The 26,477-nt window shown below is 52.8% G+C and carries 20 protein-coding genes and 1 pseudogene; 17 read left to right on the forward strand and 4 right to left on the reverse strand.

Annotation, left to right across the window (positions count from 1 at the left end; translation table 11 throughout):
- The first annotated feature begins 2 nt into the window (after positions 1-2).
- The 15 genes from AWM70_RS22065 to AWM70_RS22140 all read left to right on the forward strand — a co-directional run bounded on the left by AWM70_RS22065 (position 3) and on the right by AWM70_RS22140 (position 20,608).
- Entirely contained in the window at positions 3-1,298 is a 1,296-nt protein-coding gene (locus AWM70_RS22065; RefSeq protein WP_068700980.1) for a branched-chain amino acid ABC transporter permease, read from the forward strand.
- 38 nt (positions 1,299-1,336) lie between these two features.
- Complete coding sequence (locus AWM70_RS22070) at positions 1,337-2,125, forward strand: ABC transporter ATP-binding protein (protein WP_068700071.1); 789 nt, start codon at positions 1,337-1,339, stop codon at positions 2,123-2,125.
- Positions 2,122-2,826 carry an ABC transporter ATP-binding protein gene (locus AWM70_RS22075; protein ID WP_068700073.1) on the forward strand — a complete coding sequence of 235 codons (705 nt, stop codon included), beginning with the start codon at positions 2,122-2,124 and terminating at the stop codon, positions 2,824-2,826. Before AWM70_RS22070 ends, AWM70_RS22075 begins: the two co-directional genes overlap by 4 nt.
- Before the next feature lie 240 nt (positions 2,827-3,066).
- A complete protein-coding gene (locus AWM70_RS22080) occupies positions 3,067-3,927 on the forward strand; it encodes an inositol monophosphatase family protein (RefSeq protein ID WP_068700075.1) in 861 nt (286 codons plus the stop codon).
- A gap of 127 nt (positions 3,928-4,054) precedes the next feature.
- Positions 4,055-4,324, forward strand: a complete 270-nt coding sequence (locus AWM70_RS22085; RefSeq protein ID WP_068700076.1) for a hypothetical protein — start codon at positions 4,055-4,057, stop codon at positions 4,322-4,324.
- Positions 4,325-4,600: 276 nt separating this feature from the next.
- On the forward strand, positions 4,601-5,857 hold the full coding sequence (locus AWM70_RS22095) for an SGNH/GDSL hydrolase family protein (protein WP_068700080.1): 1,257 nt from the start codon (positions 4,601-4,603) through the stop codon (positions 5,855-5,857).
- A 732-nt stretch (positions 5,858-6,589) separates the two neighbouring features.
- On the forward strand, positions 6,590-7,753 hold the full coding sequence (ltrA, locus tag AWM70_RS22100; protein WP_237167918.1) for a group II intron reverse transcriptase/maturase: 1,164 nt from the start codon (positions 6,590-6,592) through the stop codon (positions 7,751-7,753).
- A gap of 248 nt (positions 7,754-8,001) precedes the next feature.
- A complete protein-coding gene (locus AWM70_RS22105; protein WP_068700081.1) occupies positions 8,002-10,314 on the forward strand; it encodes a glycoside hydrolase family 65 protein in 2,313 nt (770 codons plus the stop codon).
- A 32-nt stretch (positions 10,315-10,346) separates the two neighbouring features.
- Entirely contained in the window at positions 10,347-12,893 is a 2,547-nt protein-coding gene (locus AWM70_RS22110) for a glycosyl hydrolase family 65 domain-containing protein (protein ID WP_068700083.1), read from the forward strand.
- A gap of 35 nt (positions 12,894-12,928) precedes the next feature.
- Positions 12,929-13,576, forward strand: a complete 648-nt coding sequence (pgmB, locus tag AWM70_RS22115; RefSeq protein WP_068700085.1) for a beta-phosphoglucomutase — start codon at positions 12,929-12,931, stop codon at positions 13,574-13,576.
- 274 nt (positions 13,577-13,850) lie between these two features.
- Positions 13,851-15,692 (forward strand): cache domain-containing sensor histidine kinase, encoded by a 1,842-nt coding sequence (locus tag AWM70_RS22120; protein WP_068700087.1) that lies wholly within the window; start codon positions 13,851-13,853, stop codon positions 15,690-15,692.
- The gene (locus tag AWM70_RS22125; RefSeq protein ID WP_068700088.1) at positions 15,685-17,034 is read left to right on the forward strand and encodes a response regulator; all 1,350 of its coding nucleotides are present in this window, start codon (positions 15,685-15,687) and stop codon (positions 17,032-17,034) included. Before AWM70_RS22120 ends, AWM70_RS22125 begins: the two co-directional genes overlap by 8 nt.
- A 113-nt stretch (positions 17,035-17,147) precedes the next feature.
- Positions 17,148-18,074 carry a carbohydrate ABC transporter permease gene (locus AWM70_RS22130; protein ID WP_068700090.1) on the forward strand — a complete coding sequence of 309 codons (927 nt, stop codon included), beginning with the start codon at positions 17,148-17,150 and terminating at the stop codon, positions 18,072-18,074.
- A 1-nt stretch (position 18,075) separates the two neighbouring features.
- A complete protein-coding gene (locus tag AWM70_RS22135; RefSeq protein WP_068700092.1) occupies positions 18,076-18,954 on the forward strand; it encodes a carbohydrate ABC transporter permease in 879 nt (292 codons plus the stop codon).
- A gap of 193 nt (positions 18,955-19,147) precedes the next feature.
- A complete protein-coding gene (locus AWM70_RS22140) occupies positions 19,148-20,608 on the forward strand; it encodes an ABC transporter substrate-binding protein (protein WP_068700093.1) in 1,461 nt (486 codons plus the stop codon).
- A 125-nt stretch (positions 20,609-20,733) separates the two neighbouring features.
- On the opposite strand, the gene AWM70_RS22145 is transcribed toward AWM70_RS22140, so the two are convergent.
- Positions 20,734-21,444: an SDR family NAD(P)-dependent oxidoreductase gene (locus AWM70_RS22145; protein ID WP_068700095.1), complete on the reverse strand. Its 711-nt coding sequence runs from the start codon at positions 21,442-21,444 to the stop codon at positions 20,734-20,736.
- Positions 21,445-21,549: 105 nt separating this feature from the next.
- On the opposite strand from AWM70_RS22145, the gene AWM70_RS22150 reads away from it, so the two are divergent.
- Complete coding sequence (locus AWM70_RS22150) at positions 21,550-21,909, forward strand: MerR family transcriptional regulator (RefSeq protein WP_068700097.1); 360 nt, start codon at positions 21,550-21,552, stop codon at positions 21,907-21,909.
- Positions 21,910-22,046: 137 nt separating this feature from the next.
- Here the strand turns inward: AWM70_RS22150 and AWM70_RS22155 are convergent, their stop codons facing one another.
- A complete protein-coding gene (locus AWM70_RS22155; RefSeq protein ID WP_068700099.1) occupies positions 22,047-23,375 on the reverse strand; it encodes a glutamate-1-semialdehyde 2,1-aminomutase in 1,329 nt (442 codons plus the stop codon).
- Positions 23,376-23,490: 115 nt separating this feature from the next.
- Complete coding sequence (locus AWM70_RS22160) at positions 23,491-24,561, reverse strand: LCP family protein (protein WP_068700981.1); 1,071 nt, start codon at positions 24,559-24,561, stop codon at positions 23,491-23,493.
- A gap of 140 nt (positions 24,562-24,701) precedes the next feature.
- Between AWM70_RS22160 and bcp the strand changes: the two genes are divergently transcribed.
- Positions 24,702-25,205 (forward strand): thioredoxin-dependent thiol peroxidase, encoded by a 504-nt coding sequence (gene bcp / locus AWM70_RS22165; protein WP_068700101.1) that lies wholly within the window; start codon positions 24,702-24,704, stop codon positions 25,203-25,205.
- Between the two features lie 575 nt (positions 25,206-25,780).
- Here the strand turns inward: bcp and AWM70_RS24005 are convergent.
- Positions 25,781-26,365: pseudogene (locus AWM70_RS24005) on the reverse strand (DedA family protein); the annotation flags it as partial.
- Positions 26,366-26,477: the final 112 nt, after the last annotated feature.

Genomic DNA, 26,477 nt, shown 5'->3' on the forward strand with positions numbered 1-26,477 from the left:
TGATGGGGAATATGGGGAAACTTAAACATTGGCTTGCCGCGAACAAAGCGGCCCAAGGCGGACTGCTTGCCGCTTTTATCCTGGTTACGGCAGGGGCTGTTTATGGGATGGATAAGTCGGTGGTCGCTTTCCTGCTGCTGCTGGCTTCGCTGCTGCTGCTCTATTTCACTTCCTTCAGCAATAAAATCAAATGGATGGCGGCCGGGCTGCTGCTGATTATCATCATTCCTTTCGCCACCTCCGGCGGGTCGTCTTATGAGGCTTATATGGAAGTGGCTTCCCAATGCGGCATTTATGTGGCAATGGCACTTGGACTCAATATTGTCGTCGGTTTTGCCGGGCTGCTGGATATGGGTTTTGTCGCTTTTTTTGCAGTGGGTGCTTATACGTACGGGATCTTTGCCACCGGGCAGGCCAACAACTTCATATCCGGAGATATGTTCCCGCTATCAGGCGGTTATTTCTGGATATTTATTCTGCTTGGAGGTTTTATGGCGGGGATCTTCGGAATTTTGCTCGGTCTCCCGGTACTCCGGGTCAAAGGCGATTATTTGGCTATCGTCACCTTGGGATTTGGAGAAATCATTAGAATCATCTTCAATAATCTGGAGAAGCCGGTCAATATTACAAACGGGGCGATGGGGCTGTCGTCTATCCAGCCTCCAAACCTGTTCGGGTTCCAATTTACTTTCCCGCATCAATTTTATTTCATCGTGCTGCTGATATTGGGCGTCGTGATCTTTGCCGTGCGCAGGCTGGAATATTCCCGGCTCGGACGGTCCTGGAAAGCGGTGCGCGAGAATGAAATCGCCGCCCAGTCCATGGGGATTCCGCTGATCCGCACCAAGCTGACGGCTTTTGCGATCGGGGCTTCTTTCTCTGGCATGATGGGCGTTGTCTTTGCGGCCAAACAAACGTTTATTGACCCTACCAGCTTTACGCTTATTGAATCGACAACGATACTGGTCATGGTCGTCTTGGGCGGGATGGGCAGTGTTCCTGGCGTTATTCTCGGCGCGAGCCTGGTCACGATTCTGAATCTGCAGGTGCTCACCGAGCTGACGAACTGGCTGAACCAGCTGTCGTCACGGGGTGTCATTCAAGTGCCTGACGCGTTGTCGCCATCCAAGATGCAGCGCCTGATCTTTGGCCTGATTCTGATTCTGGTGGCGGTGTTCAGGCCAAATGGACTGATCAGGGCCAAGAACCGCAAGGTTCAACTGGATCAAACCGATAGGAGCGTGAAGCCCAATCCGATATCCGGTCAGGCTTCAGGGGCGTCATCGGTGAATGAATGAGCGTTTAGCCATAGCTTGTGAAGGGAGGAACCGGAGAAATGACCATTTTGAAGGTGACGAATCTAATGAAGAAATTTGGCGGCCTGGTCGCGGTGAACGGGGTTGACTTTTCTTTCCCGAAGGGCCGGATTTCAGCGGTGATTGGGCCAAACGGCGCTGGCAAAACAACTTTCTTTAATATGATCACCGGCATTTATGTGCCTGATGGCGGCAGCATCGAGCTGGACGGCGAATCGATTGTGAAGGTCAAACCGCACAAGATTACGGAGAAGGGTATTGCCCGTACTTTTCAAAATATCCGGTTGTTTGGCAGTATGACGGTGCTGGAGAATGTGATGGTGGGGATGCATATTCATCTGAAATCAGGGATTCCAGCTACACTGCTCAGCCTGCCTAAGGTGCGACAGGAGGAGAAATTGGCACAGGAAGAGGCTTTCCGGCTGCTGGAGTACGTGGGGCTCGCTCATTGGATGAACGAGGAAGCGGCCAGTCTGCCTTACGGCGCGCAGCGGCGGCTTGAGATTGCCCGGGCGCTGGCTGCGAAACCGAAGGTGCTGCTGCTGGACGAACCGGCTGCCGGGATGAATCCCAGGGAGACGGCGGAGCTGACCGGGTTGATCCGGCATATGCAGCAGGAGCTGAAGCTTTCCGTTATCTTGATTGAGCACGATATGAAGCTGGTTATGGAATTGTCGGATCACATTCTGGTATTGGATCATGGCGAGAAGATTGCGGAAGGTGGACCGGACGACATTCGTTCGAACCCCAAAGTCATTGAAGCTTATTTAGGCAAAAGTGCGGTCGAAGAGGAGGTTGCCAAGCAATGAGTTTGCTGCAGCTGAATAAAGTAGAGGCATTCTACGGCGGAATTCAGGCGCTGAGAGGCATTGACATCACGGTCCATCAGGGCGAGATTGTAACGCTCATCGGATCGAACGGAGCCGGGAAATCCACGACCCTCAAGTCCATCTGCGGGCAGGTTCAGACAAAAGGGGAAATCTTGTTTGAAGGGAAAAATATTACGTCCTGGCAGCCTCATCAGATTGCTATGGCGGGTATTGCCCACGTCCCGGAAGGAAGGCGGATATTCCCGCGGTTGACGGTGAAGGAGAATCTCGAGATGGGGGCGTTCTCCGTCAAGGACAAGAAACAGGTCAAACAGCGGATCGAGCAGGCTTTTGTTTATTTTCCCAGATTAAAGGAGAGGTACCACCAGGCGGGAGGGACAATGAGCGGGGGAGAACAGCAGATGCTGGCCATAGCCCGGGCTTTGATGATGAACCCCGACATCCTGCTGCTGGATGAACCTTCGATGGGGCTGGCCCCTGTTCTGGTCGATCAAATCTTTGATATTATTCAGGAGCTGAATGCTGCCGGGATGACCATTCTGCTGGTGGAACAGAACGCTTATCATGCTTTAAAGATTGCTCACCGGGGTTACGTCATCCAGACGGGAGAAATTGTGATGCAGGATTATGCCGACGTGCTGTTGTCGAGCAATGAAGTGCAAGAAGCCTATTTAGCCTGAAGCCGCCGAAAGGCGGCTTTGTTCTTTTAACCACAAGTATTTTCTTATACAATATAGATGAATAACATCATAGGTTCGTTCATTGAGGCTTCACAAATCGGAGGTATTCAAAAGGTACGGTAGGGGTTAAGCTGGTTCTAGCAGCCTTTTTTTGGTAAAAACACGCAACTTTATTTCATCCCAAACGTATTCTAACAGGAACGGGCAAGTAGATTGCTATAGAAAGTAGAGGGATCTAGGTTGGAAGACAATAAGAAACCCGCCTTTGTGGTGGGCAGCAAGTCTTATACCGCGGTTGCTATCAATGCGGCAGCCAAAGCGGGAGAATGGATTAAGAGCCGAGTGGGCATTTATAAACAATTGGATACCAAAACCTCCCCGCAGGATCTGGTAACAGAAGTGGATAAAGGCGCAGAAGTCATGATCCGCAAGCTGATTCAGACCCATTTTCCGGACCATGATTTTCTGGGTGAAGAAAGCGTCGAGCCCGGCGCGGAAGCATCGGCCAAAGCGGTGGCCGGCTATGCGGATTCCGAATATCTCTGGATTGTGGATCCGATCGACGGTACAACCAACTTTGTGCATGGCAATCCTTATTTCTGTGTGTCCATCGCTCTTGCGGTGAAGGGCGAACTGATGCTGGGCGTCATTTATGATCCGATGCATGACGAGATGTTTGTGGCGGAGAAAGGCAAAGGCGCCTATGTTCACGGCAACCCGATGGCCGTCTCCAAAGAAGCGGCTTTGTCAGACAGTCTGATGGCAGTCGGGTATAACCCGGACCGGAATTTTGCGCTGCCGCTTAACATGAAAGGCATCACGGCTTTGGCCACACAGACAAGAAGTTTGAGAACGATGGGTTCAGCAGCGCTGCAGTTGGCATACGTGGCAGCCGGGCGGTTGACCGGTTATTACGAGGTGGGTCTGAATGCTTGGGATATTGCAGCCGGCGTGCTGTTGGTAACGGAATCGGGCGGCAAGGTGACGGATACCCAAGGCGGCGCATTCAGCCTGCAAACCCGTCATCTGGCAGCGACCAACGGTTTGATTCATCAGGAACTGCTGCAATCGCTGGAAGCATCCAGAGCGACCGGGCTGTAGCTTCCGGATTATAGTGGGGAGCGAAGGAATGGTCCGGTTTCATTTCTGTTAGCGGAGACTGGTTCAGCGGGTAAGAGGTATAGGGATCTAACCTTTCATTTTTTTGCTGAGATAAGGAGGTCATCCTATGGACAATGAGAAGGACAAGAACCTGGAAGAGAAGTTGTCCGAGCTGTTAACCGAAGGGGAACTGGAGGAGACTGACCGTCAGGAAGAAGGCCGCAAACGGCTGTCTCCCCGTTATGAAGTGCGGATTCAGACGACGTTTGACCCGATCGTGGAGGAAACGATCAAATTTCGCAGCATGGCTAAAGAGATTGACGGACGGTACGATAAATATGTAGAACCGTCTTCTCAAGCCAAGACAAGGAACAAGAATGTTGATCCTGAAGAATAACAGCCTATTAAATCAAATATAGAAGAATTGGATGAAGCCTAAGGGCATCAGGGAAAGCCGGCTTCAGATCAACCTCAAACCTCCGAGCAAACCGGGGGTTTTTTTGGTATGGGCTGGAATTTGGCTGTTTGGCTTGGCAACGGGGAATTCATTTCGTGCAAGGATCCGAGGCAGGCTATTGACGCTGAAGCTGGTCGGCAAGTACAATTTTCCTCACTGGATGATAAACGCTGCATAGGAATCAATTTCAAAATAAAAGGGAGTGTGGGTAAGAGGATGAAGGGAATAGCGGGTAGAAGAAAAACGGGCAAGGTATTAGGCGGGCTGCTGCTGGCAGCGGTGCTGGCTTTGCCGATTCAGGCGGGGGCGGCAGCCCAGGCAGGCAGCGTTTATAAGATCGTTGCTCTCGGGGATTCGGTGACCGCGGGATATGAACCGGCGATGGCTGCTCAAACGAATCCTACTGTATACGGATACGCCGAGCGGCTGAAGGAGCAGGCCTTGTTCCATGGACGGGCGGAGCTGGTGAATGACGGAATTCTGGGCCTGACGAGCGAAGGTTTGGCCAACTATACGGGAGCTATTGAAGCGGGCACGGCCGTTGCGGCCGACGCTATTCAACCAGGCGTCTCCGATCCGCGGATTGCCAAGTTTGCTTCGGGCATCGCTCAGGCGAAATCAGATGTGGCGGATGCCGATCTCATTGTGATTACAATCGGCGGCAATGATATCAAACCGCTGCTGTCAGAAGTTAAGACGCTGGCAGCAAACGATTTGGAAACCAAGGTCAAAACGCTGCTGGCGGATTATTCGGCTAACATCATAGAGACGATCGGGCATTTGCGTACGGTTAATCCGCAGGCGCTGATCGTCCTTGCCGACCAATACCAGCCGGTACCGGCGATTGCCGGGAAGGCCGACTACGACAAGCTGGAGCAGGCAGCGGCTTTGTACACGTCTACCGTGGATCAAGTTGTAGCCCAAACCAACACGGCGACGGGACCGGTAAAAGTCGCCCATGTTGCAGCAGCTTTTGTCGGCAGCGAAATGAGCTACACGCATATTCTCGAAGGGGATATCCATCCGCAGCAAGCCGGCTATGAGGCAATTGCCAAAGTATTTGCCGGGGTCATTTGGGGCGAATACCGCCAGACTGCGGCAGCTGCCGGCAAGGAGCCGATTTCAATCGTGATCGGCGGCCAGGAATGGAATTCGGCGAACAAACCGATTTTGAAGAACGGGCAAACTTTTGTGGCCATCGGCGATATCGTGCAGGCTACCCATGCAGCCTCGAAATGGAACAGCAAAACAAGTACGGTTACTGTCACTTTGTCCGGACGCACAGTCGTTATTCCGATCGGCTCTTCCACCATCCAGGTGAACGGAACCAAAGTAGCGACATCTGCTCCGGCTTTCCTGAATAAAGTCGGCGTCAATTCGAAAACGTACGTGCCGCTCGCTTTGCTGGCAAACGGACTTGGCTTTGAAGTGCAGTACAGCCCGAAGATGAAAACGGCATTTATTAATTTTTAATTGTTGATCATGTCGATCGTGCAAGATAATTGTGGACCGTCCCTGGCAGGGGCGGTCTTTTTGCGGTTTGGCGTGCCCAGCTAAGCACGCATCTTCTAGCCGGTGAAAGTCCGGTCACAGGAGGGGCCAAGCCCCTGTGTAGCTAGGATACCTGCGTATGGCGAAAGCTGTGCGTAGAAGCGTATCGACGAAAGTACCTGTCGGAGACAGGGCGAGCAACATGTCAGGCCGTAACATAAAGTGAATCCTGCCGCGTCGTCAAAAAGGCCTCGCAAGAGGGAAAAGAGGAAGCCGAGCCCCGCGAGCATGGGCGAAGGCCATGGAAGCTGATAAGAACTTGGAGCGTCAGCGAAGAATCCTCCGGCGTAGAGGGATCGGCATGGGATGAAAGAGGATGCAGTGAACTGGGGAGACCCTCCCCTGCACGGAGATTTTTTTTTTTTTCGAAACCGTAAAGAGACGCTCTATAAGCCAAAAGGTGAAGTGATCCGTCTGCAGGAAGGGAGTCCGAGGGGCGAATAGTACCGGGGAACGCAGGACAACACAACCTGCGGGAGGGAAGGCGCCCTGCTTTGTTCAAGCTTCACAAGGAGGTACGAGTGAGTGAATGCCAGAAGGCTAACGACACCAACAGAAAAAGTTCAACAACTCCAAGAGAAGCTAGGTCATGCGGCCAAGACGAGCAAGAGCAGAAAGTTCCATGCACTGTACGACAAAGTCCATCGATTGGATGTGCTACAGGAAGCGTGGCGGAGAGTACGGGCAAACAAAGGAGCGGCAGGCATCGACGGTGAAACCTTGGCAGATATAGCGAAGATGGGTGAAGACCGATTCGTAGCGGAATGCCGAGAACGGCTCCAGAAGAAGTCCTACCGCCCCCAGCCCGTGCGCCGTCACTACATTCCGAAGAAAGACGGACGGAAACGCCCGCTCGGCATTCCAACGGTAAGGGACCGCGTCGTGCAAATGGCAACGAAACTCATAGTGGAACCGATCTTTGAAGCCGATTTTCAGGAATGCTCGTTTGGCTTTCGACCGAAGCGAGGCGCAAAACAAGCGCTGGAGCAAATCCGTAAAGCCTGCAACCGCAAAGGCAATTGGGTGGTCGACGTCGACATCCAAGGCTACTTCGACAACATTAACCAAGAGAAGCTCATGAAACTGGTAGAAATGCGAATCAGCGACAGACGCATTCTCAAGCTCATTCGGCAATGGCTCGGAGCAGGAGTGACGGAGGAAGGAACGGTCAGACGTTCCGATCTGGGAACGCCGCAGGGCGGGGTGATCTCGCCGCTACTGGCGAACATCTACCTGAACTACTTCGACCGATTGTGGGAAAAGCATGGCAAAGAGGTCGGGGAACTCACGCGGTACGCAGACGACTTTGTCGTCGTGTGCAAGACAAAGAAAGATGCGCTCCATGGGTACAAACTCATTCAAGCGATAATGGAGCGTCTGGAACTGACCTTGCATCCGGAAAAGACGCGGATTGTGGGGATATGGACGGGAGAAGAAGGGTTTGACTTCCTCGGCATGCACCACCGGAAGACGAAAGCAGAAACGGGGCAGAACCGCGTGTACTATACGACGCAACAATGGCTCTGTGTTAAAGCAGAGAAACACATTCGGGAAGTCGTTAAAGAACGACTCGCGCCGCCGAAAATGCGGCACGTTTCGTTCCAAGAACATGTGGACTGGCTCAACCTGAGAATCCAAGGCTGGAAGAACTACTATTCGACGCCATACAGTTCCAAATGGATGACAAAGTTAGATGGGTACATCCGCACAAGGCTAACGAAGTGGTACGCAAAGAAGCGCCAACGTAGTCGCTGGCGCAGTTCTGGAAATGAGGTTAAGTTGCTCTGCCAAATGTATGGACTCAAAACGCTTTTGTAAGTCGCACGCACATGAATGACGAACATCGGAAAGCCGTATGAGGGAAAACCTCACGTACGGTTTGATGAGGAGGGGCTGAAAAAAAAAAAAAAACTCAGCCCTTTACTCTAGCCCATGCAATCAAGTAGGAATGCACATAAGTTCATTAGCCCCGCACCTTTGGAAGGAGTGTCCGATCGGCTATGCTCAGGGAAGGAGCAAGCCGCAGCCGGCTTGCCGCGAATACCGGATAAGGAGATGTTGGAGGTATGCCGAAAGCGGCGGACAGATATTTGCAGGTCGACCCGTGGGCAGTGATCGAGGAAGGGTTTGATCCGGCGCGCAGCCGGGTGTCTGAATCGATTTTTTCGCTCAGCAATGAATATATGGGCGTGCGTGGATACGCGGAGGAAGGTTATGGAGGGGATACGCTGCTGGGCAGCTATTTCAACGGGCTGTTCGAGCAAATGGAGCTCGCGGCCCATTATAAAGGCATCATCAGATCGCTGCGTTATATGGTCAATTCGGTGGATTGGCTGTACACGCGTTTAACGGTGGACGGGGAAACCCTGGATCTCTCCAAATCAAAATTTACGGATTACCGGCGAAAGCTGGATTTTCGCACAGGGCTGTACACCCGGGAATTTACCTGGCATACAAACAGCGGGAAAATACTGAAGCTGCGCTTTGAACGGCTCGTCAGCATGACCCGCGCCCAGGTAGGCGGCCAGCGGATTACGCTTGTGCCGGTGAATTTTTCGGGAAAAGTTCAGCTCCGTACGGGACTTGATTTCTCGATTCTCCATGAGGATCAGGGTAAAAATCTGTGGCGGGTGATCCGCAAAACGCCGGGATCAGCGCAAGGCCTTGCCGGCAGTCTCTTGGGGGCGACGCTCACCACGGGCAACCGGTTGTATTCGGCCTTTGCCGTCCACTCCGATCAAATCGCGAACGCCGTACCTGAAGAAGAAGAAAAATATATCGGACTGGCGCTGGAGCTCCAGCTGGAGCAGGGTAAAGAGGCTGTGTTTGACAAGCTGGTCAGCAATGTAACCGACAAACAGACCGGCAGGTCCGACGAGGAGGTCTGGACAAGCGGCAGCGAAGCGGCGGATGCGCTGAACAGCTTGACCCTGGACGAACTGATGGAAGAGCAGCGCACTTATTGGGCTCACGTCTGGGAGACCTCGGATATCCAGATTGAAGGGGATCCGGACAACCAGCAGGGCATCCGTTTTTGCATTTTCCAGCTTGTGCAGACCTATCACGGGGATCATCCGGGCTTCAACATCGGGGCCAAAGGGCTGACGGGCGAGGCGTACCGCGGCTTGGCCTTCTGGGATACGGAGTCCTACTGCCTGCCGTTTTATATATTCAACAACCCGAAGGCGGCCAAAAGCCTGCTTGAATTCCGCTACCAATCCCTGCCGCAAGCGCTGGAACGGGCTAAGGAGGTAGATTGCGAAGGGGCTTTTTACCCGATTGCTACAATTGACGGCACCGAAAGCTGCGATTTATGGCAGCATTCCAATCTCCAGCTTCATGTCGGAACGGCGATTGCTTACGGCCTTTGGCATTATGAGAAGATCGTGGGCGACAAACCGTTTTTATATGAAAAAGGGGCGGAAATGCTGCTGCAGATCAGCCGTTTCTACCGGACCAGAGGCCAATGGGGCCAGAAGTCAGGGCAGTTTGGTTATTACGGCGTCATGGGGCCGGACGAATTCCAGCTTATGGTCAACAATAATGCCTACACGAATTACATGGCGAAAAAGCTGTTCGAATACACCCTCGAAGTTGCGGAAGAAATGAAACGCGAGGTGCCGCAGCAGTGGGCCGAGCTTGCCGAACGTTTGGGACTGCAGGAAGAGGAGCTGTCGGAATGGCGGCGGCTCGCTGACCATATGAAAATCCCGAAAGACGATTCTACCGGCGTTTATGAGGAGCATGACGGCTTTTTTGATATGCCGCATATCGAGATTCAGGACATTCCGGTCACGGATTTCCCGCTGTATTCGAATTGGTCGTATGACAGGATCTACCGGTACGACATGATCAAGCAGCCGGATGTGCTGATGTTCCTGCTGCTGCACAACCAGTCCTTCAGCCTGGAGGAGAAACGGGCCAACTATGAATTTTATGAGCCGAAAACCATTCATGAATCGTCGCTGTCGCCGTCGGTCCATTCCATCCTGGCTGCGGAAATAGGCCGGCATGAGGAGGCTTACAAGTTCTTCGAATTCGCTACCCGGCTTGATCTTGACAACTACAACCGGAATACCCGGGAGGGACTGCACACCACGTCCATTGCCGCGGCCTGGATGAACATCGTCTACGGCTTTGGGGGCATGCGTTCCGACGGACCGGAGCTGTTGTTCCAGCCGACGATTCCGGAGCCGTGGAGCAGCTACAGCTTCCGCATTACGTACCGGGACACCGTCATCGCTGTTCAGGTTACGAAAGACGAGGTGCGCATGCAGGCTTTGGAAGGCGAAGCCGTCACCGTTCAAGTCTACGGGCATAGCTGCAGGGTTGATGCCGCAGGCGTAACTGTAGCTTTAAAAAGCGGGCAGCCGGCGTAAACCCGGGGAGACGTCAGGGAGGGAGTTAGAACATGAGCTGGATAGTGAAGGAAACCGGGTTTGATCCGGAGCGGACCGCCACGAACGGCAGCAAGTTTATGATCGGCAACGGGCGGTACGGTTACAGAGGCACGCTGGAGGAGTTCGGGAAAAAGGAGCTGGCCGCCGTTATTCCGGCGGGCCTGTACGATCAGGCGGCAGGCAGGTGGCGGGAGCCGGTGAACCTGCCGAACGGACTGCACACGAGGATTTACGCGGATGGCGTACTGCTGAGTGTGCAGGAAGGGAATAGCGTGCTGGAGCACAGCCAGCAGCTGGATCTGAAGGCGGCGGTGCATGGCCGCCGCACGGTGTTCGCCGCAGCCGGGGGAAGCCGCGTGACGTTTGAGGCGCAGCGTTTCGCAAGCGCCAAGCGGCTGGACCTGCTGGCTGCGAAGTGCAGTCTGACGGCCGAGGAAGACTGCGAGATCGTCATCGTCACCGGCATTGACGGTGACGTGTGGGACATCAACGGCCCGCATCTGGAGGATTGGGCCGTGAAGGAGACGGCGGGCTGTCTCGTAGTGACAGCCCGGACCCAGGAGCTCGGCGTCGGGGTCGCCGTGGCTGAGACGGCGGTGTTTGATTTTGAGCACCGCCAGGAAATCGAACCTGCGGCCGGAGGCGCAGGTTCGGCCAGCAGCAGTATTTTCCGCCGAATTTCCTTCACCTGCAGGGCGGGGGAAACTTACAGCTGGACGAAATACGTATCCCTGCATCATGAGCTGGAACGCGCAGGGGGAGTGGAACCCGCGGGGGGAGTTTGGGCAAACGGGGAAACCCGGCAAAACGGGCAAATCCGGCCCATCCGCCAGGAGGCGCAGGATCAGCCGGAGGTTTTGACGCCCGGAGAAGCTGCCATGCAGTCCAGTCTCCAAGCTGCCCGGGACGGTTATAACCGTCTTCTGGAGGAGCATGCCGCATGCTGGAACCGGGAATGGGAGCGGGTCGACGTGAAGATTGAAGGCGATGAAGAAGCTCAGTTTGGCCTGCGTTACAGTCTGTATCAGCTGCTGATCATCGCGCCGGGCGATTCGGAGCGGGTGTCCATCCCGGCCAGGGGATTATCGGGCCAGGTATACAAGGGGGCTGTGTTTTGGGACACGGAGATGTTTATGCTGCCGTTTTTCCTCCTGACCCGGCCGGAGGTGGCGCGCAATTTGATGATGTACCGGGTGCATACGCTCCCGGGCGCGAAACGGAAGGCGGCGGAATACGGCTTCCAGGGAGCTTTTTATGCCTGGGAGAGCCAGGACAGCGGCGATGATGCCTGCACGCTTTTTAATGTGAACGATGTTTTCACCGGACGGCCCATGCGGACTTATTTCCGCGACAAGCAGGTCCATATCAGTGCCGACGTGGTGCACGGCATTTGGCAGTATTACCTTCATACGGGGGACGACCGTCTGCTGATGGAAGGCGGCGCGGAGGTCATCTGGGAGGTGGCCCGTTTCTATTATTCTTATGCCTACTACAACGTTTACCGGGAGCGATTTGAAATTCTGGATGTGACAGGTCCGGATGAATATCATGAGCGGGTGAACAATAACGCCTTTACGAACCGGTTGGTGAAAAAGGCTTTAAGCATTGCGCTGCAAACGGAGGAACTGCTCAGCAAACGGAATCCTGAGCTTCATGCGGCCGTTACGGGCGGCGCTGACGCGGCGATTACGGTCGAGAAAATCCGCGAGCTGCATGACGGTTTATACGTTCCGGAGCCTGATGCGGAGACTTCAGTCATTGAGCAGTTTGACGGTTATTTCAAGCTGGAGGATGTATCCCTTGCCGATCTGAAGAAACGGGTATTGCACCCGAGCGAATATTGGGGCGGCGGCAACGGGCTGGCGACCACAACGCAGATCATCAAACAGGCCGATGTCGTCCTGATGCTGCATCTGTTCAAGGAAGAGTTCAGCCAAACGGTCAAAAAAGCCAACTGGGACTATTATGAGCCCCGGACCGAACACGGCTCCAGCCTCAGTCCCTGCGTTTATGCGCTGGTCGCCGCCGATACCGGCTCGCCGGATTGGGCTTATCCGTATTTCATGCGGACAGCCACAATCGATTTGACCGGCGACTCGAAGCAGTACGTCGGGGACCTGTACATCGGCGGCACCCATCCGGCGGCAAACGGCGGGGCATGGATGGCGGCGGTACAAGGATTTGCCGGTATCCATGTGGAGCCGGGACTGCTGCAGATTCGCCCGTCTCTGCCCTCCGGGTGGAAGGCGATCGAATTTACACTGAACGTACAAGGGCAGTCTTTGCGCGTGCACGTATCAGCCGGAGAGGTGAAGCTCCGCTCCCTTTCAGCTTCAGCTCCAGAACCGGCACAGAAGGGGCAGGCGGGACAAGAGCCGGAGGCGACTGCGGCGTCCGTGGAATACGAGGCTGCAGGCGGACTGCTGCCAGCCATTCCGGGAGCTGCTTCCGCCCTAACTGTCAGCGTCTTTGGCCAGCGGCATGAGCTTCCCGCGGGCGGCTCCGAGCTGGTAGTGGCCGTTAAGGCGGCGGCCGGAGCTCCGCCGCTCCTTGCTTAACTATTTTTCTAACTTTATAGGGGGAGAGAATAAACATGCTGGAACATATGAAAGGAGCTATCTTCGATCTGGACGGGGTGATCGTCGATACGGCTAAATATCATTTTTTGGCCTGGCGGGAGCTGGCCGCCCAGCTCGGGTTTGAATTTACAGAGCAGGATAACGAACGGCTGAAAGGGGTCAGCCGGATGGAATCGCTTCGGATCCTGCTGGAGGTTGGGGGGCTGGAGCTGCCGGAGGAGCAGCAGCAGAAGCTGGCCGAATCCAAAAATGCCAAATATGTGGAGTATATCTCCAAACTCGAGCAGTCCGAGCTTTTGCCCGGCGTAAGGGAGTACCTGACCGGCCTCCGGGAGCAGGGGGTTAAAATCGCCCTCGGCTCGGCAAGCAAAAATGCCGCGTTTATTCTGGAGCGGCTCGGGATCGCTGGTTTGTTTGATGCCGTGGTAGATGGAACCAAGGTCTCTAAAGCCAAACCGGATCCGGAGGTTTTCCTCACCGCCTGCCGGGAGCTGGGCCTGGCGCCGCAGGAGTGTGTCGTCTTTGAAGACGCCGCTGCCGGCGTGGCGGCCGCGAAAGCGGCAGGCACCGGCATCGTGGGCATCGGCCGTCCGGAGGTGCTGGGGGAGGCCGATTGGGTAGTAGCCGGCGTGTTTGAGCTTGTCCAGGCGAACAATAAGTAAACGTGACTGACTGGCTGAATGGATTACTGCATAAGGGATTCTGCCGCCAGGTGACCGCAAGCCTCCTTCCCCTCTCCTGAACAGAGGAAGGAGGCTTGCGGCTTTTCCTTTTCCGGTGGAGAACGTGTGGAGGGGGAGGATAACTCTCTTCGCAGGGAGAATATGATGCTAGAGGATTGTTGAATACGTTTGCAACTATGTTCAAATGGAGGTTGTTTTTGTGCATCTGCCTATAAATCCTAACCCAGATCCTAAAGGGTCAAGGGGGAAGCCGTTGCGGAATTCCGTAGATGCTCCTAAGAGAAAACACCGGAATCCGCTGGGGAGCCTGACGGTTAAGCAGCAGCTGTTTCTGCTGTTTCTGGTGCTGGGCGTGCCTCTGTTCGTGTTGTTCAGCTATGGGAGCTGGAAGACGGAAAACGTGCTCAAAAGGCATGTCACTAACGCCTACATCGAGCTGAACAAACAAAACTTTATCATCATCAACAGAGACACGGAATCGATCAACAAAATTACGTCAACGGTGATTCAAAACCCGCTGCTGCAGCAGATTGACATGAGCGGAAAGGACGGCATTCTTTCACGGCTGAGCACCTACATCAAGCTGGAAAATACGCTGGCAGGCTACTCCCAGGCCGCGAATGGCAGGGAACCCAATTATTATTCGCTTTATATTTATGATCCGAACAATTATTATTCGTTTGCTCCCAATTACCCGGAGGTCCGCAAGGCGGGGGTTTATTTCTTCACAGAAGACGAGAAGCCGGACTGGTACGACGAAGCCGTAGCGAAGAAGGGCAACGGTTATCTGCGCATTCTCGACCAGCTTTCCCCTTTCAGTCCGAAGGAGCAGACCCTGGGTTATGTTCGGGCAATCAATAATATTTCGCAAGGGGGCACCATCGGCGTGCTTGTCGTTACCCGCATGAACGATAAGTTCAACGAAGCTTTCCGCAACGTATCGCTGCCCGAGGGCAATATCTATTTGACGGACTGGGACAATCGGGTGCTGGCCAGTACGACAGACGAGACGAACACCCTGCTGGATTTGCCGCAGGAGGTGTCTCCGCCGAGCAAAGGGGAAGGCGTTGTTGATGTCATAACCTCCGATTTCATTTATGTCGTGAACTATAATCATTATTTGGGCCAGAAGCTGGTTTATCAAATTCCGACCAAGTCCCTTCTGCAGCAGCAAAAAGAAATCAAACACGTCATGCAGCTGATCTCGCTGGTATACGCTTTTGCTGTGTTTGTGCTGATCACTTATTTCTGGAGGGCGCTGATGACACCGCTGCAGAAGCTGGCTTTTTTCGTGCGGAGGTATGAGCCTGGCGGCCCCGTTCCCAGACTGCCGGACCATGGCCAAGACAATGAGGTGGGCATCCTCATCCGCTCGACTTACGAGATGGCCAGCCGTTTAAACGGCATGGTCCGCAACCAGTATGAAATGGAAATTAAGCAAAGGGAAGCGCAGCTGCAAATTTTATATCAGCAGATCAATCCGCATTTGCTGTATAACACGCTGGAGAGCATCTATTGGAAAAGCGAGCTGGAAGGCAGCCACGAATCGGCTGAAATGATCAAGGAGCTGTCCAAACTGATGAAGATCAGCTTGAGCCGGGGACGCGAGCTGATCACGCTGGAAGAGGAGCTTGAGCACGCGCGCGCTTATGTCAAGCTGCAGGAGCATCGTTATGAATATGGGTGCAGGGTGAGCTGGCAGCTTGATAACCAGCCTGATGTACGCGGCACGCTGATTCCGAAGGTTACGCTGCAGCCGCTGATCGAGAATGCGATGATTCATGGTGTGAAGCATATGGGTGAAGACGGCGAAATCGTGGTTTCGACATATGAGCGGGAGGATCGGGTTGTGATTCGAATCGAAGATAACGGCTATAAGAAAGTCGATTTCGAAGCGCTGGAGAAGCTGCTTTATGACGAGAACCCGGACCATTCGTTAGGCTATGGCATTCGCAATGTACAGCAGCGCATTCGTCTGCATTTCGGCCAACCGTTCGGGCTGTCCTACCGGCCGCGGGAAGGCGGGGGAACGGTCGTGGAAATGCTGCTGCCGAAGCATTCGAGTCAAGCAGAAGGAGAGGATCAAGATGTATAACCTGTTAATTGTGGATGATGAACCCTTAATTTGCCGGGGGCTGCAGAACCTGCTGGCTACCTCTGGGCTCGACATTGAACAGATTTTCACCGCCAGCAGCGGACACGAGGCTCTGGATTATATCCGCATGGAAGAAGTCGACCTGTTGATTACCGACATCCAAATGGGCTCGATGAGCGGCATCGAACTGATGCAGCAGGCCAAACTGGTAAAACCGCAGCTTCAGGCCATTATTATTTCAGCACATGAAACTTTTCAGTACGCCCAGATGGCCATCCGGCTCGGCGCCAAAGATTATTTAATCAAACCGCTGAACAGCGAACAGTTTCTCGATACCGTCCGCAGCACCCTGCTGAAGCTGGAGAAAATGCAGCCGAAGCTGGAGCAGTTCGTTATGAATCTGGATGAGCACTTCAGCATGCATGATCCGCAGCCGGAGCAAGCCAAACTGCTCAACCGGCTGCTGGACAATCCGGCGGCCGTGCTGCAAGAGACAGAGTCCGGCGTTAAGGGTCATCAAGCCCAATGGACCGTCTTGGAGCAGCTTAAGCTGGAGGGGCCTTATTTTGCCGTCATTAAAGTCAAATTAAGCCGGGAGGCCAATCCGCAGCGGACGCTTACCGACCGGGATTTGCAGCTGTTCCGGTATGCCGCGCTGAATATCGTTCAGGAGCTGTTGGGGCAGGAATGGAACTTCGAAGCTTGTTATTCGCAGGACGACCAAATCAGCATCATCCTGCAGTGGCAGGAAGGCGATGACGAGGATTCGGCCGTTCACAAGCTGAACCAGCTGGAGATGATCGGGCGCAGCCTGCACCATAATCTGCATACATTTCTGCATATCCATGCCGTGATCGGCATCAGCCAGATCCTCAAAGGCCTTCTTTTTCTGGATGTGCTGAACAAGCAGGCTAGCAGAGCGACCTTATGGAATCGTGAACACCGGGATCATTATGTGTTTTATTACGGCGATTTCAACTGGGGCGGCTACAATCAGGAGCCTTCCGACGAAGAGATGAATTCGCAGAGCAACCAGATCGTAGAGAAGACCAAGGCCTATATTGAACAGAATTACGCCCAGAAAGGGCTGACGATTCATGAAGTGGCGAAGAAAAACCATGTCAGTCCCAACTATCTGAGTTATCTCTTTAAGAAAAATACCGGCTACAACCTGTGGGAATACGTGATCAAGCTGCGGATGGAAGAAAGCAGGCAGCTGATCCAGCATACCGATATGCGGCGGTACGAGATTGCCGAGAAGGTCGGGTACGAGTCGCCCGAGCATTTTAGCAAAATTTTCAAAAAATATTACGGCATCAGCCCAAGCGAAATGAAGAAGTAAGATAGGCTACCATTACCATAGAACTGCACATGTGCGGCCCCTCCAGGATTTCCTACAATAATTAGAGAGACCGGAATCCCGGTTAGAATCATCAGAGGAATGAGGGAGACAAGATGGGCCAATCCGCAATTGCCGCAGAACAGGAGATTAAGCCTGAATCCGCTGTTCACCGGAGAAGAAACGGCCGCTGGAAGAAGCATCTTTGGGGCTATTTATTTTTACTTCCAGCCTTGATTATTTTTGTGCTGTTTCTGTGGGTCCCGATTATTAAGGGGTTCGTGTACAGTTTTTATCATGTCGATTTCGTCAAGGGCAACGAGTTTGTCGGCTTTGACAACTACGCCAAAGTGTTCCATGACGGCGATGTGCTGATTTCCATTAAGAACACGTTTTATTACATGCTGCTTTGCCTTGCTATTGGCTTTTGGGTCCCTATCGCCGTATCGATCGCCATTTCGGAGCTTAGAAAGTTCCAGGGATTTGTACGGATTGCGGCCTATCTGCCCTACGTGGTACCGGGAGTGGTCCTCTACGGCTTGTGGAGATGGCTGTATGATCCGATTGGACCGATCAACGGAGTGCTGACAACGCTTGGCTTTGATCCTGTGTCGTTTATCTCCGACAGCAGGTGGTCCATGGTCTCGCTGGTGGTGATGGAGACCTGGCAGCAGTTCGGTTCGGCGATGCTGATCTACCTGGCTGGGGTGCTCGCCATCCCGAAGGACTGGTATGAAGCGTCCGAAATTGATGGCGCGGGCGTTTGGGCCCGTATCCGCCATATTACGCTGCCTTCGATGAAGGGGCTTATCGTACTGATGCTGATTCTGCAGCTGATCGGCACCTCCCAGGCTTACCAGGCCCAACTGGCCATGCTGGACGGCGGTCCGAACAAAGCGACCTTGACTTATGCGCTTCTGATCGTCAAGTATGCCTTCACCAGTTTGGATTACGGAACTGCAACCGCACTGGGTGTGCTGATGTTTATCGTACTTGGCGTGCTTGGCATTCTGCAGTTCAGACTGAGCAAGGAGGACTACTGAGATGGCTAAGCATACACACGAACGCGGCATACTGTCGAATCACGATTTGAAGAAACCGATGAACCGGTTCGTTTACGGGATTATGATTCTGTTCATAGTCATTATGGTCTTAACGATGCTGTACCCGATCCTGATGACGATGTTTAATGGGCTTAAATCCAATCAGGAGGTCAACTCGTTCCCGCCGCATTTTTTCCCGGAGCAGTGGAATTGGGACAATTTCAAGGAGGGCTGGAATTACATTGACCTGGTCAGCTTCTTGAAAAATACCGTGTTCATCTTCCTGGGCAACATGGTGATGACCGTTGTCATTCTTGGTTTGGCCGCCTTCAGCATCTCTCGGCTGAACGTGCCGTTTAAGAAAGCTTTTTATTTCTTCTTCCTGATGACGTTGTTTATTCCGGCGTCCAGCTACATGATCCCGAACTTCGTTAACCTGAAGGAGCTAGGGCTGCTCAACAGTTATCTGGCGTTCTGGCTGCCGGCCGGGGCCAATACGTTTTTCTTCCTGCTGCTGAAGAATTTCTTCGACGGCATCCACATTGAAATCTTTGAAGCGGGCCGGATCGACGGGGCTTCCGAGGTGGCAAGCTTCTTCCGGATTGCCGTGCCGCTGTCGCTGCCGATTATTTTTACACTGGCGATCTTTACGTTCTCAACAGCCTGGAATGACTGGTTCTGGCCGTCTCTGGTCATGCAGACCGAAGACAAATATACGCTGGCCACCGCGATCTATAAGTACGTGATTAACGTGCGGGCGCTGAACACCAACATCAAGTTTGCAATTTTGTTTATGGTCATGGTGCCGCCGATTTTCGTATTCCTGGCCTTCCAGAAGTTTATTATGCGCGGCGTCAACATGTCTGCCGTCAAAGGCTGAAACCGGACTGACCCTCCTGGGGCCGCCGGTTTCGGCTTTGTCCGGACGCCCGGCTGCTGGCGGGTGCCCGGCATATGCCATAATCAAAGCGTAAACCTGCACACACGATGAATAAGATTGCACATCGTCATAGAGGGCAGCTTTTTCTAAGATAAGGATGTAAGTTACTCATACGCGAAAAGGGGAAATGATCATGCGCAAGTTTACGGCGGTGCTTCTGTGCCTGCTAATGACCGGCAGTATCCTGGCTGCATGCGGCGGGGGCAACAACAGCAAAAATAACGCCTCCGGCAATGCGGGCAGCAGCAACAATCCTGCAAGCGCTTCAACGAACAGCGGAGGCGACGCTTCGGCTTCCACCGATGATATCGCGAGCCGGAAAGTGACGATCAAAATTCATTATCCTACGCCTGACCTGACGGAAATGAGGGCTCAGGAGGACGATAAAATCAAGCGGTTTCAGGAAGTTTATCCGAATGTAGAGATCGTTAAAGACGACTGGCAGTATTCGGTGAACGAAATCGGCATCAAGATGGCTTCCAACGAAGCGCCAACCTTCTACAACACTTTTGCGACCGAAGCGAAATTCCTGATCGAAAAAGGCTGGGTAGCCGATATCACCGATCTCTATAACAATTGGGAATTCAAAGACCAGATGAATCCGGTTTTGCAAGACCAGTTCATTGTGGACGGCAAGGTATACGGCATCGCGCAAAACGGCTACATCACTTCGACCGTTGTGAACAAAAAGCTGCTTGACGCCAAGAGCGTAGCCGTTCCGCCGCTCGATTGGACTTGGGACGATATGTACAATGCGGCCAAAGGGGTAGCGGAGCCTAAGAAAGGCATCGCCGGCATTGCCCCGATGGGTAAAGGCAACGAAGCGGGCTGGAACTGGACGAACTTCCTGTACGAAGCCGGCGGAGACATCGAGAAGGTGGAAGGCGGCAAAGTGACGCAAACCTTCAACTCCGATGCAGCAGTCAAGGCTCTCGATTTCTACAAAAAGCTGAAATGGGAAGCTAATGCCATTCCGCAGGACTGGGCGCTTGGCTGGGGCGATGCCATTGCCGCCTTTAAGGAAGGCCGTGCAGCGATGGTGATCGCAGGTGCAGCCGATATTATCGAACCGGCGCTGAATCAAGGCGGCATGAAACCTGAAGACGTACTGACTTACCCAATGCCTGCAGCTGAAGCTGGCGGCAAACATACCGGCATCCTTGGCGGCAATTATTTGGTAATCAACCCGAACGCTACGAAAGACGAGCAGGAAATGGCGTTCCGCTACATTACCTTTGATTACTTCTCCGACAAGGGGCTTGAAGCTACCGAAGCGATTATTAAAGACCGTCAAAAGGACGGCAAATATTATGTGCCTCAGCTGATCGACTATTATAAAGAAGATTCCGAATTCGGCCAAAAAGCCAAAGCGATCTACGACAAATATGACAACGTGTACAAATATGATCCGAACATCCTGGCTTTGCTGGACGGCAAACCGGAAGCCCAATACGGCACACAGGATTATTACGGAGCGATGTCCAATGTGATTCAGGAAGCCTTCTCGAAGAAAGGCACGGACAGCAAGAAACAGATCGAAGAAGCAGCGAACACGGTGCAAACGAAGTTCTTTGATGCAGTGAAGGCTGAATAGGGCTTAACTTGAGGAAGGTAAAAAGAAAGAGCACTCCACCTGATGGGGTGCTCTTCGTCTGTTAAACTAGGGCCAAAGCCAATCATGTATTTTCTGCTCCCCCGCTTTCCGGGGATGAGTAGGAATTACCAAGCATAAACGCCATTTGCGTCCAGGAATTCGCCGTTATGACGTTTACCGTCCGTGGCATAACCTACGATAATGGCAGCCCCGGCTTCTTTGGATTTGCCGCCTGGAGCATTGCCATTCAGATCGGTAGATGTGAATCCTGGCGTTACAGCAAATACTTGAGCTTTGCTGCCTCTAACCTCATAGGCCATCGCCAGCGTCATGGCATTGTTGGCTGTCTTCGAGGAGTTATAGTCGAACGCGTTTAATGTGGATTCCGCATTCTGCATGTGATCCAGAGAAGCCATATCGGTCGACACGTTTAAGACGGTTCCTTCGTTCTGTTTGATCAAAGGGAACAAACGCTGGTTCAGCCGGAAAGTGCCGAAGAAGTTCACTTCAAAGGCGTTCCGCAAATCTTCTTCCCGGGTGTCGGTAAAAGAGCTGGAGAACGCGCCCGGCATGCCGGCGTTGTTAATCAGCAGCTTTAAGTCGGAATACTTTTCTTTAATCGTACGGGCAGCCTGCTCAATGCTTGTCAAGTCATTCATATCAATTTGCACAAATTCTACATCCATCCCTTTGGAGGTCAACTTGGCTGCTGCAGCATTTCCGCGTTCGGCGTCACGCGCGCCAAGCAGAACCTTCCATCCGGCTTCACCCAGCTGTTGTGCGATCTCAAAGCCAATTCCTTTATTTGCGCCAGTTACAAAAGCAGTTTGTTTCATGACAAATCCCTCTTTCTGTTATTTGTTATTTTCTTAACGATTTATAAGTTACTATGCTACACTTAGTGTAGGTCAACTATTAATTTTTTATAAGCGAGGGATAATATGCTGACGATCGGAGAAGTAGCGAAAGAGGTCGGTTTAAATATAGGCGCGATCCGTTTCTATGAAAGAAAAGGCCTGCTGGAACCGGCTGCCCGCAGCGAGCAGAACAACCGTTTATATACGGAGCATGAGCTGAACTGGCTGGTGTTTATCAAATGCCTGCGCGAAACCGGAATGAGCGTGGAGGATATTAAAAAATATTACGACAAGGTCCAGGAAGGAACCGCAACCCTGCCGGAACGAATTAAATTGATTCAGGATCAGAAGCAGAAGCTGCTGAACGATATAGAAATGAAGAAAGCTCAGCTGGTTCATTTGGAACGGAAGCTGGAACGTTACTACCGCGGCGAGAACTACTAGAAACTTAAGTTTATATCCAAACAAAACGGTATCTTCTTTCCCTTTATAGGGAGAAGATACCGTTTGTTATAATCCCGAAGTGTTTATGTTTACGCAAGCTCGCTGAGTGTTATTTATTTATTTATTTATTTATTTATTTATTTACCGGAGCCCATCCGTTTGAAGGCTTCATGCGCCGCAGTCAGCGTAAGATCAATGTCCTCATCCGTATGTGCCGTGGTCAGGAACCAGGCTTCATATTTGGAAGGGGCGAGATTAATGCCCTGGTCCAGCATGTGGCGGAAGAAAGCGGCAAATGCTTCGCCGTCCGTATCCTGGGCTTCATCGTAGTTGGTCACCGGATGGTTGCAGAAGTGGGCCGAGAAGGAGCCGCGGATCTGATTGATCGTCAGCGGAACACCATATTGTGCCGCCGAAGAAGCAAGTCCCTCTGTCAGGCGGGTGGCAAGGCGGTTCATTTCGTCGTACACGCCTTCGCCCTGCAGCACTTCCAGGCAGGCGATGCCGGCAGAGATGGAAGCCGGGTTGCCGGCCATCGTTCCGGCCTGGTAAGCAGGGCCAAGCGGCGCAACTTGTTCCATGACTTCTTTGCTGCCGCCATAAGCTCCGATTGGCAGGCCGCCGCCGATGATTTTGCCAAGTGCGGTCAAATCCGGTTTGATCGCTTCGTGGTTGCTGAGCCCGGCGAATGTTTGGGCGGAACCATAGTGGAAGCGGAACGCCGTAATAACTTCGTCGTAAATAACCAGCGCGCCGTATTCGCGGGCCAACCGGCACAAGTCTTCCAGGAAACCTGGCTTCGGCATCACCATGCCGAAGTTGCCGACAATCGGTTCGACCATAACGGCGGCAACTTCGCTGCCCCATTTATCCAGAGCGGCTTTAAGCGAGTCAGCATCATTAAAGGGTACGGTGATGACCTCATGCGCGATGCTGGTTGGAATGCCTGCGCTGTCCGGAATGCCCAGCGTGGAAGGGCCGGAACCCGCGGCAACAAGCACCAGGTCGGAATGGCCGTGGTAACAGCCGGCGAATTTAATGATTTTATTGCGTTTCGTATAGGCGCGGGCCACACGGATTGTCGTCATAACGGCTTCCGTGCCGGAGTTGACGAAACGAACCTTGTCCATGGAAGGGATGGCTTCTTTCAGCATTTTAGCCAGCTGGATCTCCAGGGTGGTTGGTGTGCCGTAAAGCGTGCCGTTGGCAGCCGCTTTCGCAATGGCTTCGGTAATATGCGGATGGGCATGTCCGGTGATGATCGGACCGTAAGCGGCCAAATAATCAATATAGCGGTTGTCATCTACATCCCAGAAATGGGCTCCGCTGGCTTTCTTCATAAATACGGGCGCTCCCCCGCCAACGGCTTTGAAAGAACGGGAGGGGCTGTTGACGCCGCCTACGATATGTTGGAGCGCTTCCTGGTAGAGGCGCTCGGAATGGGGACGATGAGCATGAGTGTTCACGGTAAAACTTCCTCTCTTGGTTTCTATGTAACTCAATAACGCGATAACAGCGGGGGACTCTAGCTCCCGCCGCTGTTATATAGTATACCGCAATATTGAGTTTGTCTGTGCCGTTTTACGGGGACGGTGTAGGACTGGCTTCCGCATTCTCCGATCCGGAGGTTCCGGCAGCATTGACAGAACCGCCGTCCGTCGACTCGTCCGCATCCGGGCTGGATGAAGGTTCTTCAGCCGTTTTGTTAAGGGAATCCTGAACGTATTGCTTGAGGGCTTCCTCGTCTTTGATGCCGATTACCGAAGCGCCTCCCACGTTCTCTTCCTTGAGCAGCTCCATAGGCGGAATCTGTTCGCTGGCGTTCATCTCCGTTTTATAACCAACGGTTGCAAGCTTCCACATATCGGTTACGGAAAGATTGGTATCGACATAAGGATTAACCTTGTTCAAGATGGTTGGCAGGTTCATAATGGACGTTGTGCTCTTCAGCTTATCGGCGACGGCGGCCAGGAAGTTGCGCTGCCGCTCTGTACGGGCGAAGTCGGACAAGGCATCATGACGGAACCGGACGTATTCCAGCGCCGTTTTGCCATCCAGATGCTGCATGCCTTTTTTCAAATCAATGTCGTATTGGTGGTCGTCTGCAGCACTGGTGTAGTGCATGTCTTTCTCGACATCGAAATCAATGCCTCCCACAGCGTCTACCAGCGCGATAAACCCTTGGAAGTCGGTATAGACATAATATTGGATCGGAATTCCGAGCAGATCGGATACGGTCTTCATGGCAACATCGGGTCCATGGGTAATGGCGGTATTGATCCGCTCCCGTCCATGATCGGGAATATCGACATAAGTATCACGCATAATCGAAAATAGAGAGCCTTGTTTGCTAACCGGATCAATGGAAGCGACTAGCATGGAATCAGACCTTGGCACTTCGCCTTTCTGCAGGCCGCGGGCATCAACGCCCATGAGCAGAATATTAACCCGTTCGGTGCCTTCCCATTTCGGAGGCTCCTCGGCTTTGGTATGGCTAGGCTGCACCTGGTAAAAAGGGGAGTCCTCGCCTTCTTTGCTAAAATCGTCGATCTGCCTGTAAATGGCGAAAAAATAATAGGCGGCAAAGGCCAATACCACAACCAGTACGCCTATGACGGACCAAAGGGTGATCCGTTTCGTTCTTTTTGTCATGTTGTTCGTCCTTTCTGCAAAAAGATCGGAATTTCCGCTCCAATCATGGCGTTTCTTCATATCTTTACATTATAATTTCTTTTATACCGACAATCAATTTTCGGTTTTTTCAAAAAAGGGAAAGCATTGGAGGGACAAGCATGGCTGAACTTGGACAAGATGAACTTAAGCCAGGACAACCCGTTCCGGATTTTACGCTTCCGTCCAGCACGGGTGGGGATATATCGCTAAGCGATTATAAAGGCCGGCCGGTTGTTCTTTATTTCTATCCGAAGGATCAGACGCCCGCTTGTACGCAGGAAGCCTGTGATTTTCGGGATCGGGCAGCCTATTATGAACGTCATGGAGCCGTTCTGTTAGGCATCAGCGGCGATGATCTGAAGAGCCACGGCCGCTTTGCGGCCAAACATGAGCTGCCGTTCCCGCTGCTGTCGGATGTGGATCATGAGGTATGCCGGCTGTTCGGCGTCTGGCAGCTCAAGAAAATGTATGGCAGAGAATACGAAGGTATTGTGCGCTCCACCTTCCTGATCGACGCTGAGGGCAAGCTGGCCCGGGCATGGCGGAAGGTTAAGGTGAAAAACCACGCCGAAGAGGTGCTGGAAGCCGTCAAGCAGCTTTCGGACGCTGGAGCAGGGAAGTAAAGCGCGCTGCAGGCGAACTGCAGGAAACAACCGGGAACGGCTCGAAGGAGCGGGGCCTGGTCGTTTTTTTGTTGGATGAGACTCGCCCGGCAACCTTCATCCCTTATCATACAAAAAAGAACCACATAGTGGCCTTTTCGGGATATGTGCACGAAAAACATACATTTTCGGCTTCATTTTCTCCTAAATATATTCAGGGCTTATCTCCAGCATGCCAGTGTTCAGGAATTGGTGCTCCGCGCCGCTTTGGCATCCTGGCCGGCTGGTTTAGCGGCTATGCCGGAATCCGGGACGGAAGCGGATGAATCCGAAGCATTAGACCGGGCAGGAGCATTCGGAGCATCTGAGGCAGTAGAAGCACTGGAAGAATCGCCGTTGGAAGCACCGGAAGTTTCGGAGTAATCTGACTTACCTGACTTACCTGACTTACCTGATGTACCTGTATCTGATGTACCGCTGTTCCCTTCAGCCTCAGCTGCGGCTGCTGCTTTCTCATCTTGTTCACTGCTAATCTTGGCTTCAGGCTGAACTGTAATTTGCGAGCTGCGTACTGCCTGGATTCGGCGCTGGGCCCGGCGATAACGGTACAGTACGATCAACGCAATAATAAGTACGATGACGATCGAAGCGACAAGTGAATAATGGGCGGCCAGTTCAAATATGTATTTCCATTGGGGGCCGAAGATTTTTCCAATACCAATGAATAGGGCTGACCACACCAGCGCGCCCGAGTACGCATACAGCGCAAACTTCCGGAAGGGAAGAGCGATCGAACCGGCAAAATAACCGGTGAAATGCCGGACTCCGGGCACAAAATACCCAATGAAAATCAGGCCTGACCCGTATTTGGCGAACCAGGTTTTGGTCTTCTCAAGTTTGTGGGGAGGCAGGAAAAACCATTTGCCAAATTTTCGGATGAACGGCAGCCCCGCCTTGCGGCCGATCCAGTAAGTAATGGTGATGCCCATGGAGGTGCCTAGAAAAGCAAATAAAATCAGCAGCCGCCAGTCGAGCAGACCTTTATAGGCCAGAAACCCGGCGTAAGCCATCGTTGTTTCCCCTGGGAAAGGGAGAGCGATAAATTCCAGCAGCAGTCCGATCCAAAGAACGAAATACCCGTGATCCCTAAATAAAACCTCTAATTCATGTACTATGCTCATGCTCTTATTTCACTCTCCAGCTGATCCTCCGAAGGCTAGTCTATTTTATCCCGTGCCTCCATATAATCTAGCAAAGTCCAAAACCTGCGCGGATAGATGGAGGTAGAATGAT

The sequence above is a fragment of the Paenibacillus yonginensis genome (assembly GCF_001685395.1).
In the GTDB taxonomy this organism is placed as follows: domain Bacteria; phylum Bacillota; class Bacilli; order Paenibacillales; family Paenibacillaceae; genus Fontibacillus; species Fontibacillus yonginensis.

Bases quoted from the DNA above. Each gene is read 5' to 3' on its own strand.
- AWM70_RS22130 (WP_068700090.1), top strand. From the start codon at position 17,148: ATGGGCCAATCCGCAATTGCCGCAGAACAGGAGATTAAGCCTGAATCC.
- AWM70_RS22160 (WP_068700981.1), bottom strand. From the start codon at position 24,561: ATGACAAAAAGAACGAAACGGATCACCCTTTGGTCCGTCATAGGCGTA.
- AWM70_RS22095 (WP_068700080.1), top strand. From the start codon at position 4,601: ATGAAGGGAATAGCGGGTAGAAGAAAAACGGGCAAGGTATTAGGCGGG.
- AWM70_RS22085 (WP_068700076.1), top strand. From the start codon at position 4,055: ATGGACAATGAGAAGGACAAGAACCTGGAAGAGAAGTTGTCCGAGCTG.
- bcp (WP_068700101.1), top strand. From the start codon at position 24,702: ATGGCTGAACTTGGACAAGATGAACTTAAGCCAGGACAACCCGTTCCG.
- AWM70_RS22065 (WP_068700980.1), top strand. From the start codon at position 3: ATGGGGAATATGGGGAAACTTAAACATTGGCTTGCCGCGAACAAAGCG.
- AWM70_RS22110 (WP_068700083.1), top strand. From the start codon at position 10,347: ATGAGCTGGATAGTGAAGGAAACCGGGTTTGATCCGGAGCGGACCGCC.
- AWM70_RS22140 (WP_068700093.1), top strand. From the start codon at position 19,148: ATGCGCAAGTTTACGGCGGTGCTTCTGTGCCTGCTAATGACCGGCAGT.
- AWM70_RS22125 (WP_068700088.1), top strand. From the start codon at position 15,685: ATGTATAACCTGTTAATTGTGGATGATGAACCCTTAATTTGCCGGGGG.
- pgmB (WP_068700085.1), top strand. From the start codon at position 12,929: ATGCTGGAACATATGAAAGGAGCTATCTTCGATCTGGACGGGGTGATC.
- AWM70_RS22070 (WP_068700071.1), top strand. From the start codon at position 1,337: ATGACCATTTTGAAGGTGACGAATCTAATGAAGAAATTTGGCGGCCTG.
- AWM70_RS22105 (WP_068700081.1), top strand. From the start codon at position 8,002: ATGCCGAAAGCGGCGGACAGATATTTGCAGGTCGACCCGTGGGCAGTG.
- AWM70_RS22150 (WP_068700097.1), top strand. From the start codon at position 21,550: ATGCTGACGATCGGAGAAGTAGCGAAAGAGGTCGGTTTAAATATAGGC.
- AWM70_RS22075 (WP_068700073.1), top strand. From the start codon at position 2,122: ATGAGTTTGCTGCAGCTGAATAAAGTAGAGGCATTCTACGGCGGAATT.
- AWM70_RS22145 (WP_068700095.1), bottom strand. From the start codon at position 21,444: ATGAAACAAACTGCTTTTGTAACTGGCGCAAATAAAGGAATTGGCTTT.
- AWM70_RS22135 (WP_068700092.1), top strand. From the start codon at position 18,076: ATGGCTAAGCATACACACGAACGCGGCATACTGTCGAATCACGATTTG.